Source organism: Mycobacterium sp., assembly GCF_025933915.1.
Taxonomy (GTDB): domain Bacteria; phylum Actinomycetota; class Actinomycetes; order Mycobacteriales; family Mycobacteriaceae; genus Mycobacterium.
Genome location: NZ_JAICZA010000160.1, coordinates 1 through 10,109, shown reverse-complemented (window position 1 = coordinate 10,109; position 10,109 = coordinate 1). Strand labels below are relative to the sequence as shown.

At 65.7% G+C, this 10,109-nt stretch carries 11 protein-coding genes and 1 pseudogene; all 12 read left to right on the top strand.

All coding sequences use genetic code 11. The features are described from left to right. The coding region (locus Q0W90_RS20180; RefSeq protein WP_297776196.1) for a PPE family protein at positions 1–1,098 on the top strand (1,098 nt) is incomplete at its 5' end. 58 nt (positions 1,099–1,156) lie between these two features. After that, positions 1,157–1,459, top strand: a complete 303-nt coding sequence (locus tag Q0W90_RS20175; protein WP_297599287.1) for a hypothetical protein — start codon at positions 1,157–1,159, stop codon at positions 1,457–1,459. After that, positions 1,459–2,379: an NADP-dependent oxidoreductase gene (locus Q0W90_RS20170; RefSeq protein WP_297776194.1), complete on the top strand. Its 921-nt coding sequence runs from the start codon at positions 1,459–1,461 to the stop codon at positions 2,377–2,379. Before Q0W90_RS20175 ends, Q0W90_RS20170 begins: the two co-directional genes overlap by 1 nt. Before the next feature lie 86 nt (positions 2,380–2,465). After that, positions 2,466–2,900 carry a cupin domain-containing protein gene (locus tag Q0W90_RS20165; protein ID WP_297599264.1) on the top strand — a complete coding sequence of 145 codons (435 nt, stop codon included), beginning with the start codon at positions 2,466–2,468 and terminating at the stop codon, positions 2,898–2,900. 81 nt (positions 2,901–2,981) lie between these two features. After that, the gene (locus Q0W90_RS20160; RefSeq protein WP_297776192.1) at positions 2,982–3,512 is read left to right on the top strand and encodes a hypothetical protein; all 531 of its coding nucleotides are present in this window, start codon (positions 2,982–2,984) and stop codon (positions 3,510–3,512) included. Next, on the top strand, positions 3,513–4,991 hold the full coding sequence (locus Q0W90_RS20155) for an NAD(P)/FAD-dependent oxidoreductase (protein WP_297776190.1): 1,479 nt from the start codon (positions 3,513–3,515) through the stop codon (positions 4,989–4,991). A 62-nt stretch (positions 4,992–5,053) separates the two neighbouring features. After that, positions 5,054–6,049 carry an NADP-dependent oxidoreductase gene (locus tag Q0W90_RS20150; protein WP_297698861.1) on the top strand — a complete coding sequence of 332 codons (996 nt, stop codon included), beginning with the start codon at positions 5,054–5,056 and terminating at the stop codon, positions 6,047–6,049. Next, on the top strand, positions 6,046–6,435 hold the full coding sequence (locus tag Q0W90_RS20145; RefSeq protein ID WP_297776189.1) for a Rid family hydrolase: 390 nt from the start codon (positions 6,046–6,048) through the stop codon (positions 6,433–6,435). Before Q0W90_RS20150 ends, Q0W90_RS20145 begins: the two co-directional genes overlap by 4 nt. Beyond that, positions 6,432–6,584 (top strand): annotated as a pseudogene (locus Q0W90_RS20140) (nitroreductase); the annotation flags it as partial. The gene Q0W90_RS20145 and the pseudogene Q0W90_RS20140, both read left to right, overlap by 4 nt. A 59-nt stretch (positions 6,585–6,643) precedes the next feature. Then, entirely contained in the window at positions 6,644–8,128 is a 1,485-nt protein-coding gene (locus tag Q0W90_RS20135) for an MFS transporter (protein ID WP_297776187.1), read from the top strand. Between the two features lie 325 nt (positions 8,129–8,453). Next, the gene (locus tag Q0W90_RS20130; protein ID WP_297599289.1) at positions 8,454–8,876 is read left to right on the top strand and encodes an MmpS family transport accessory protein; all 423 of its coding nucleotides are present in this window, start codon (positions 8,454–8,456) and stop codon (positions 8,874–8,876) included. Continuing rightward, positions 8,873–10,109, top strand: a 1,237-nt coding sequence (locus Q0W90_RS20125; RefSeq protein WP_297776185.1) for an MMPL family transporter, incomplete at its 3' end; no start/stop codon positions are given. The genes Q0W90_RS20130 and Q0W90_RS20125, both read left to right, overlap by 4 nt.

Sequence of the window (10,109 nt, the reverse complement as noted above, 5' to 3'; positions counted from 1 at the left end):
TCCTACGGGTCGGTGATTTCGGGCCTGGCCGGCGCAGCATGGCTGGGCGCCGCGTCGGTTGCGATGACGGCCGCCGCCGCGCCCTACGTGGCGTGGCTGACGATGACAGCTGACCTCTGCGAGCAGACCGCCACCCAGGCCGGGGCCGCCGCAGCCGCCTACGACGCCGCGTTCGCGATGACGGTGCCCCCACCGATGGTCGCGGCCAACCGCGCGCAGCTGATGGCGTTGATCGCGACAAACTTTCTGGGCCAAAACATCCCGGCGATCGCGGCCACCGAAGCCGAGTACGGTGAAATGTGGGCGCAGGATGCCGCGGCAATGTATGCGTATGCCGCCGCGTCCGCTGCCGCTTCGGCGTTACCGCCGTTCACCTCGCCCCCGCCCACCACAAATCCGGCCGGCGTCGCCGGCCAGGTTGCCGCAGTCGCCCACGCCAGCGCCACGTCAGCCGGCGGCACCCAGAGCATCATGTCGACGGGCTCGCGGCTGCTCTCCGCAGTACCCGGTGCACTTCAGGGGCTCACGCTGCCCGCACCGGGCGCTGCCGCCGCACTCCCATCGTTCTTGCAATTGCTGAGCTTGCTGAGCCCGGTGAACCTGGCCGTCTCGTCGGCGGCGACAGCCATCACGTCGACGGGCACCGCCGGGTCGTATACGGGGTTGGGATATGCGGTGCACTACGACGCAGACGGTGCCAGCAAGATGGATGCCATACTGCGGCGTTTGGGGCCGGCTCCGGAAGGCTCAGGACCAGGCGTACCAGTGTCATTGGGTTCGGCAGACCTGGGGGCAGGCAGCGGTGCGCCGCCTCCATGGTCGGCGGGTTTAGGCCGGGCCTACTCGATTGGCGCGCTGTCGGTGCCGCCGAGCTGGGCCGCAGCCGCCCCGCCGCTCAGGAGCGTCTCGGTAGCGGGGCCCAACACTCTGTCCAGTGCTGCCCCGACGGTTTTGGCAGCGATCCCACAAGATCTGCTCAACGAAATGCTGCTGGCGGGCATGGCGGTACGCGGCATCGGCGGTAGTGCCCCTCGGGGCCGGCCCAGGATCACCATCACCGTCACGCAGCACCCACCGGATAGCGAAAACGGGCGTTGACTCCGCGACGGCGGCGGCAAAGGCCCCTACTCACCCGGGTGAATTGGCTCGCCGGGTGATGACGACTCACCCCGCGTCGGTGAATGCTGATCGGCAGCTGGCGAGCGGAGGGAAAATGCAGCCAACGATGTACCAGATCTGCATTCGAGGCCGCGTGACCGAGCGGCTCGGGTCCGCATTAGAAGGAATGCGCCTCGAGGCCGGTGCGACCGACACCGCATTCACTGGTGAAATCCGTGACCAGTCACAGCTTTACGGACTCCTCGACCGGGTCCGTGATCTGGGCCTCGAGCTCGTCAGCGTCCAGCCGAAGCTCGCGGCCGACCCCGCGACAACAACCCGCATCAGGAAGGATCTGTAATGCAAGCCATCACTGTTTCAGATCGTAATGCCGGTGTAGCCGGCCTGTCGTTGACCGACCTTCCCTACCCCCAGGCGGCCGACAACGAGGTCATCGTGCGGGTGCACGCCGCGGGTTTCACACGCGGGGAGCTTGACTGGCCACACACTTGGATCGACCGCGCGGGTCGTGACCGGACACCGAGTGTGCCCGGCCACGAGCTCTCGGGTGTCGTGGTTGAGTTGGGGTACGGCACAACGCTTTTGAGCGTCGGCCAGCGGGTATTCGGACTGACCGACTGGGCCCGCAACGGGTCGCTCGCGGAGTACACGGCCGTGGAAGCCCGTAATCTCGCCCCGCTGCCGATGGACATCGACCATACCGTGGCCGCGGCGCTGCCGATCTCTGGATTGGCTGCCTGGCAGGGCCTGTTCGATCACGGCCGCCTCGCCGCGGGGCAAACGGTTCTTATTCACGGCGCCACGGGTGGTGTTGGGTCGATCGCGGTGCAGCTCGCTCGCGAGGTCGGTGCGCGTGTCATTGGCACCGGCCGGGCCGCGGACCGGGACCGGGCCGGGGAGCTCGGCGTCCACACCTTCCTCGACCTGGAGACCGAAAAGCTGGAGGACGCAGGCGAAGTGGACGTGGTGTTCGACGTGATCGGCGGAGACATCCTGGCCCGCTCGGCGGCTGTTGTGCGGGCTGGCGGAACGCTGGTCACCATCGCCGAGCCGCCGAAGACCCTGCCGAGCGATGGGCGGGCAGTTTTCTTCCTCGTCGAAGCCGATCGTGACCGGCTCGCTGACCTCGCCGCCCGAGTACGAGACGGACGCCTCACACCGGTGGTGGGTGCGGTGCTGCCCCTCGCCGATGCCGGCGCGGCATTCGCCCCCGGAAAGCGCATCGCCGGCAAGACGATCCTGCGGATCACCGAGGACTGAAAAGAAGACTCGGCACCCCACGGGTCATCCCAAATCGTGCGATCACGTCAGCCAGTCGCCAGACATCCGATGGGAAGGCGGCCAAAATGGCCCTCAAAGTACCACTCGCCGCACTGACTGTTGCGGTGATGTTCGCGCCTGGGGCATGCGCCGAACCGACGCCAGAGCACTCGGATCAAAAGCCGGTGGTGCGACCAATTTTCAATCAAACAACCAATGTCCCGGGCAAATCACTCGAGGCAGTGACCGTCAGCTATCCGCCCGGAGCCAAGAGCGGAGCTCACCACCACGCGAAATCGGCGTTCATCATGGCCTACGTGATCTCCGGAGCGATCCGCAGTCAAGTCGAAGGTGAGCCGGCACGGGTCTATCACCCCGGCGAGACGTGGAGTGAAGCCCCCGGCGCGCACCACACGATCAGTGAAAATGCCAGCGCCACTGAACCCGCTGAATTGCTGGCGGTCTTCCTGCTCGATAGTGGAGACGGCCCGCTCACCACGGACGACAACGCGAGAAGATGAGGCAGCGCGTCGGTCGACGGAATATGTTCGCACCGTGTGACATTCACAATTTGACGGCATTCCGATTTTCGGGAGAAGTCCATGCGCACCCCTGATCCGATCCGAGTTGTCCGGATGGCATTGCGATTCTCGCTCGCGGCGGCCTTTCTGTCCGCTGTTGCCGACCGATTCGGCTGGTGGGAACCGCTCGGACAGGGGAGCTGGGGGAGCATGGGCCGCTTCGCCGACTACACCCACCAGCTTGTCCCGTTTGCTTCCGGATGGTTACTGACCGTCATCGTGTGGGTTGCCACCGCCACCGAAGCGACCCTGGGAGTCCTGCTTATCGCGGGCTGGTGGCCAAAACTCGTTGGGGCGGCGACTTGCTTGGTGCTCATACTATTTGGAACGGCGATGGCCGTATCTCTCGGGATTGAAACACCGCTGAGCTACAGCGTCTTCTCCGCGGCGAGTGCGGCCGCGGCCTACCCGATACTCGGCACGACATCGCCGTCACGCACCACTGGCCCCCATTCAGTCCGGAAACTTCCAACCGTCGTGAGCTGGCGCGTTGTAACGGGTGAGTCTCGCCCAAACACAGTGGGGCGTACCGAGCTTCGGATACGAGGGTAGATGAAAGCCGGCGAAGACTTCGACGTGATCGTCGTGGGTGGCGGTGTGGGCGGTGTTGCCGCAGTGCGAAAGCTTGCGTCCGTGGGCCTTTCAGTGGCGCTCGTTGAGGATCGCCTGGTCGGTGGGGAGTGTCATTACTGGGGTTGCAACCCGAGCAAAACGCTGCTTCGCCCGATCGAGGTGTTCAATCTCGCGAAGGCGGTCCCTGGCGTGCGCGAGGCTATTTCGGGAAACGGATTGGACGTGGCGGCCGTCTTCGCGAAACGCGACGCGATCATCGAGAATCTCTCGGACCAAGACCGAACAGCCTCACTGCGCGAAGCCGGCGTAGCAGTGTTTCACGGGTTCGGCCGGTTGAGCGGCGAACGAACAGTGCGGGTGGCCTACGCCCTGGGAGATACCACCGAAGCGGTCTTGACCGCACACCACGCGGTCGTGCTGGCGACCGGCACTCGTCCTCACGTGCCGGAGATACCCGGGTTGGCGCAAGCACGCCCGTGGACCAATCGGGACGTGACGACGATGACAGAGGTGCCACCTCGCGCGCTGGTGGTGGGCGCCGGCCCCGTCGGTGTCGAGTTCGCCACCATCCTGACCGGATTGGGGTCCGCCGTAACACTTCTGGTGCGTGGGAGCACCCTTCTTCCCAACTGCGAACCTGAAGCTCGCGAGCTGGTCGCGCAGTCGCTGCGAAGCAAAGGCGTCACGATCCACTTTGAGACAGAGTTGTCGGCGGTAGCGCGCCCCGCGGCGGGCGGACCCGTCACCGCGACTTTTCACCGTCAGACCATCGAGGTAGACGAGCTCGTCCTGGCCGCCGGACGGCGCACGAATACCGACAACATCGGACTGGAAACCCTTGGCCTGCCGAGCGGCGGGTTCGTTGCCGTGAACGACCATCTCCAGGCGGTCGGTGTCGCAGGCGACTGGCTCTACGCCCTGGGAGACACCACCGGGCGGGCTCGGCTGTCTCATATCTCCACCTACCATGGCCGCCTCGTGGCCGACATCATCGCGGCCCGGGCGGCGGGGCGAGAACTTTCCGAAAACGAGTTGACTGCCCATGATGCCGGCAGCCTTGCACAGGTCATCTTCACTGAGCCTCAAGTGGCCTGGGTTGGGCGCACGGAAAGTCGAGCCCGCGCGGAAGGGTTCGCGGTACGGACGCGAACGGCCCATTACCCTGGCACACTGTCATTCCTGGCCCTCTTCAGGGAGGGCTTCCAAGGATGGGCGAAGTTGGTCATCGATGCCGATACCAACACTTTGCTCGGAGCGACATTCGTCGGCCCGGAGTTCTCGGAACTGGTTCAAGCAGCCACCCTGACCATCGTCGCGAAGGTCCCAGTCAGCCTCCTACGCCACGCTGTCGCGCCACACCCGACGGTCAACCAGGTCTGGGATCTGCTCGTCGCCCAAGAGTCCGAACTTGCCCCGTTGCTGAACGACGAGGCGGAGAAAGCACCGAAGAGCGCTTAGCGAATCGCGTTATCTAACAACCCGTCACCTCGAGCCTTGAGAGGAACCATGATGACCCACGAGTGGCCGGTCGTCTCACCGTGACCATGCTGGTAGCGGGGGTCCGCACGCTCGGCGGCAAAGTGGAGATGCTGGAACTGGACGGCCCGCGACCGTTGGCGGCCGACGAGGTCCTCATCGATATTCGCGGCGCTGGGGTTGGCAACTGGGACAACATCGTTCGTTACGGCGGTTGGGACATCGGCAGGACTCCGCCGCTGGCGCTCGGTGTCGAGGCGGCCGGGGTCATCAAGGCCGCCGGTGCCCACGCGAGCGGCTTCACTGTAGGCGATGAGGTGTTGTGCCACCCTGTGCCGCTGCGCGACCAGGGCACGTGGGCGCCGGTGGTGATCGCACCCGTCGCATCGCTCGCCCACAAACCGCCCGAGATTCCGTGGGAGACCGCAGCGATCTTTCCGGTGCCGGCGTTGACCGCCGAGCAAGTGGTCGGCGAGGCATTGGCCCTGCGTGGTGGAGAAACGTTGCTCGTTCACGGCGCGGGCGGAATCACCGGCGGGCTCATCGTCCAGCTGGCCGCCCTGCGCGGGGTCGATGTGCTCGCTACCGCCGGCCCGCGCAGTGCCGACCGAGTCCGCGCGCATGGCGCCCGCGAAGTGATCGACTACCGCGATCCGCTGTGGCCCCAACACGCAAGGGCGTTGGCGGACCCCATCGACGCCGTCGCCAACGCGGCTCCGGGGGGTGCTGCCGCGGCAATGGCCGCGCTGGCCGACGGCGGCCGGCTGGCCACCATCACCCCCGACCCACCCGCATCCGCCCGCGGGATCGGCGTGACCGCGGTTTACGTCCGTTCCGACGGGGCGCAACTCGGCCGGCTGACCGCGCTACTCGCGTCGCGCCGGTTGAGCATGCCGACCCCGCGTGCCTGCGGCCTGGATCAGGCCGCCGCCGCTCTCGCACATGTCGTCGCAGGCCACGAGGCCCGCGGAGTCGTCATCACCAAGACATCTCACGAAGTTAGCCGAAAAAAACCTCACACCACCAAGGAGTCTCGATGAGTACCATTACCCCGATCCACACCGGAGTGGCCGACCACATCGGACACTACGCCGACGCTGTCGCCGTATCCGGTGGCGGCACACAAATTTTCGTCTCCGGCACACCCGGGGTGCGCGAAGACGGCACCCTGCCCGAGGACTTTCCCGACGAGGCCCGGCAGTGCTGGGACAATGTCGAAACCGCGCTCCGCAAGGCCGGCGCCAAGCTCACCGATATCGTCTACATGCGCCAGTGGGTCACCAGTCGTGACAATGCGTCCGCCTACCTGGCGGTGAGCAAAGAGATCATCCGGCACCGACCCGCCGCCATGTTCAGCATCATCGACGGGCTGGTGTGGCCCAACATCCGCGTGGAAGTCGAAGTCACGGCCATTCTGCCGGCATGAGCGATTACGCAAAAGTCGACTTGTCCACCGACGAACCGCTGACCACGACCCGATCGGTGCGCAAACGTCTCGATTTGACGAAACCTGTTCCCATCGGCCTGATCCGGGAATGCGTGGAGATCGCGGTGCAGGCACCGACATCGTCCGACAACGTCTATCACGCCACGTCTGGCGCCCAGTCATCGTCGCGCGCCGAACGGCCCCCGCAGTGACGTTGCGCGACGCGGCACCGACCAGTCGCGCGATGGTGGTCGCGGTGATGGTGTCGATGGTCGCGTTCCTCGACTCCACGGTGATCAATCTGGCTCTGCCGGCCATCGAGCACGATCTCGGCGGCGGCCTGGCGTCGCAGCAATGGATCATTGACGGCTACCTGTTGGCGATGGCGGCCGCGATTCTGCCCGGCGGGTCCATCTCGGATATGTTCGGACGCGTTCCGGTGATGCGATTCGGGCTGCTGACTTTCGGGGCGGGCTCGGTTCTGGCGGCGGTTGCCGCCTCACCGGCGATGCTGATCGTCGCGCGCCTCATCCAGGGCGTGGGTGCGGCTTTCCTGGTACCGGGCTCGCTGGCGCTGATCAACACCGTCTTCGACAAAGCACGCCAGTCCGCGGCGATCGGCGTCTGGACCGGGTGGACGGGAACCGCCTTCGCGTTGGGCCCCCTGCTGGGCGGAATGTCCGTCGACTTCCTAGGCTGGCGTTGGATTTTCGTATTGTCAGCGATCCCCATGGCGGTCGGATACGCGCTGACGTTCTGGCTGTGTCCAATGTCGGGGCGGGTCGAAGGCGCCCGTGTCGATACCGCGGGGGTGGGCTTGTCGGCGGTAGGGCTGGCCGCGACGGTGTATGCGTTGATCGAATCGCAACGCGATGGCTGGACCGACCCGCTCGTCGTCACGCCATTGGTGGTCGGGATTGCCGCACTCGCCGGCTTCGTGACCTGGCAGCACCGCAGCAGCTGCCCGATGCTTCCGTTGCCGCTGTTCACCTTTCGTAACTTCGCTGCCGCCAACCTGGTCACCGCGTTCGTCTACGGCGCGTTGACGCTGGGCTCGCTGGCCGTCGCCCTCTACACCCAAGAAGTCGCTGGCTACTCAGCCACCGCGGCCGGACTGGCCACCCTGCCGATTCCGGCGCTGTCGTTCGTGCTGGCCCGTCATGTCGGCCGCATCGCGGCCCGGGTGGGACCACGCGCGTTTCTGATCGCCGGGCCCGCGCTGGCGGGGGCGGGGCTGTTGCTGATCCGCCCGAAACCCACTGGATTCCACGCGATCACCGACCTGGTACCCGGGATGACCGTGCTGGCGATCGGGCTGGTTGCGACTATCACACCGCTGACGTCGGTGATGCTGGCCTCGGTGCCGACCGAACACAGCGGCCTGGCGTCGGCGATCAACAACGCCGCCTCGCGGCTGGCCGCGCTGATGTCGATCGGGTCCATCGGCCTAATCACCGTCGGCGCGGCGAGCGCCGCCGGATTCGCCCACGTGTTGGAGGTGAGCGCCGCACTATTCGCACTGGGCGCGTTGTGCGCCGCGCTGTTGATAACCAATCCTCCCGCCGGGTGCCAACCTGTCCCATGCGACATCGCGGCGTTGTGCCGCGACCGGCCCGGTGTACAGCCCGCCCTGGCCAGCAGGCCCTCGGCCGCGACTGAACCATCCCCTCCGCAGGGAGGTACCTCAACGTGACACGACACGTTGGAGGACAGATGACAGCCGCACCCGTACCGTCCGGAGCCCAAGACCACCAGCGCATGATGACCATGCTGACTGGATTCTGGGTCACCCAGATCGTTCGCGCTGCAGCGACTTTCAACTTGGGGCGGTTCGCCGTCAGAGAAACCGTAGGGATCTGAACAGCGATCAGTGAAAGGCGCCGCAACCTTCACCATCACGGCGAAGGAGCCCACCGCGGGAATCAACTCGGCAGCTATGGCGTTCGGCTAGCCGTGGCGCAGACGATGAGATGCCTAAATGTCAGCCCATCGAGCATTCCTAATCGGGGGGCATGGTGTTGACGCTGCTCAAGCGGGCATGGGTTCCGCTGGTTGTGGCCGTGGCGCTGATCATCGGCGGCGTCGCAGTAATGCGACTCAATGGCGTTTTCCCAGGACCTGGCCTGTCCAAGCCCGATCCCCGGGATGCGACCCCGCCGTATGCGGCCAAGACCGCCATCTACGAAATCCTGGGGCCGCCCGGGACGACCGGCGTCGTCAACTGGATGGATGCGGAGTCGATACCGCAGAAGGCCAGCTTCACCACATTGCCGTGGTCGACAACGATCGTCGCCGAGATGCCCGGCATCTTCGCCTACGTCGTCGCCCAAGGTGACAGTCCCTTCATAGGCTGCCGCATCACCGTCGACGGCAAGTTGGTCGATCAACAACAGGCCAGCACCCGCAACGCTCAGGTGTCCTGCTTGGACAAGTCCGCGTGACCGACGATACGAGCGACACGGACGAAATCCCCGTCGCGCCGCACACCGACGTTGAGCACAAACCGCGGGTGGCCCGCTCCATCCGCGCCCTAGCGTTGCCGATCGTCATCATCTGGGTGCTGCTCGCGGTCGGCGTCAACGTCTTCGTCCCACAGTTGGAGAAGGTTGCCGAGGAAGTCTCGGTGCCGCTCTCGCCTTCCGACGCGCCGTCGGTGACCGGGATGAAGCATATCGGGGAGAAATTCAAGGAGTACGACTCCGACAACCTCGTCCTGGTGACCCTGGTCGGCGACAAACCCCTCGGCGAGGACGCTCACCGGTACTACGACGATCTCGTCAAGAAGATCCAGCAGGATCACGAACACGTCGAGCACGCGCTGAACTTCTGGGGACAGCGATTCACGTCCTCCGGTGTCGAGAGCTACGACCACAAGGCCGCCTATGTCCAGGTCAACCTGCGCGGTGACCAGGGCGGGGCCGTCGGCGACAAATCGGTTGCCGCGGTTCGCCAAATAGTCGCGGACTCGAAGCCGCCGGCGGGGGTGAAGGCCTACGTCGCCGGTCAGGGAGCCCTGACCGCCGACACGATCGTCGTCGGCGACGCGAGCCTGGCCAAGATGACGATCATCACCATCATCATCATCGCGATCATGCTGGCGTTCGTCTATCGATCCATCGGCACGGTGCTGCTGACGATGGTCATCCTGTTCGTTGGACTGGCCACCGGTCGCGGCGTGGTGGCGCTGCTGGGCAACACCGGCATCATGGGGCTGTCGACCTTCGCCGTCAACCTGCTGACGGCACTGGCCATCGCGGCGGGTACCGACTACGCGATATTCATGGTCGGCCGCTACCAGGAGGGGCGCGAGCGGGGGCTGGATCGCGAAGCCGCCTACTACGACACCTTCGCCGGTGTCACCAAGGTGGTACTGGGCTCGGGTTTGACGATCGTCGGGGCGCTGGCCTGTCTGAAATTCACCCGGCTGCCGTACTTCAGTTCGCTGGCGTTTCCGTGCGCAGTCGGTCTGCTGGTGGTGGTGGCGGCCGGGGTCACGCTGACGCCGGCGCTGATCGCCTTCGCAAGCGGCTTCGGCCTGTTCGACCCGAAGCGCGAGTTCAACTACACCCGGTGGCGCCGTTTGGCGACGGCCATCGTGCGGTGGCCTGCACCCATCCTCGCGACCTCCGTCATCCTGGCGATCGTCGGCGCAATTGGCTTGATGGGCTTCACTC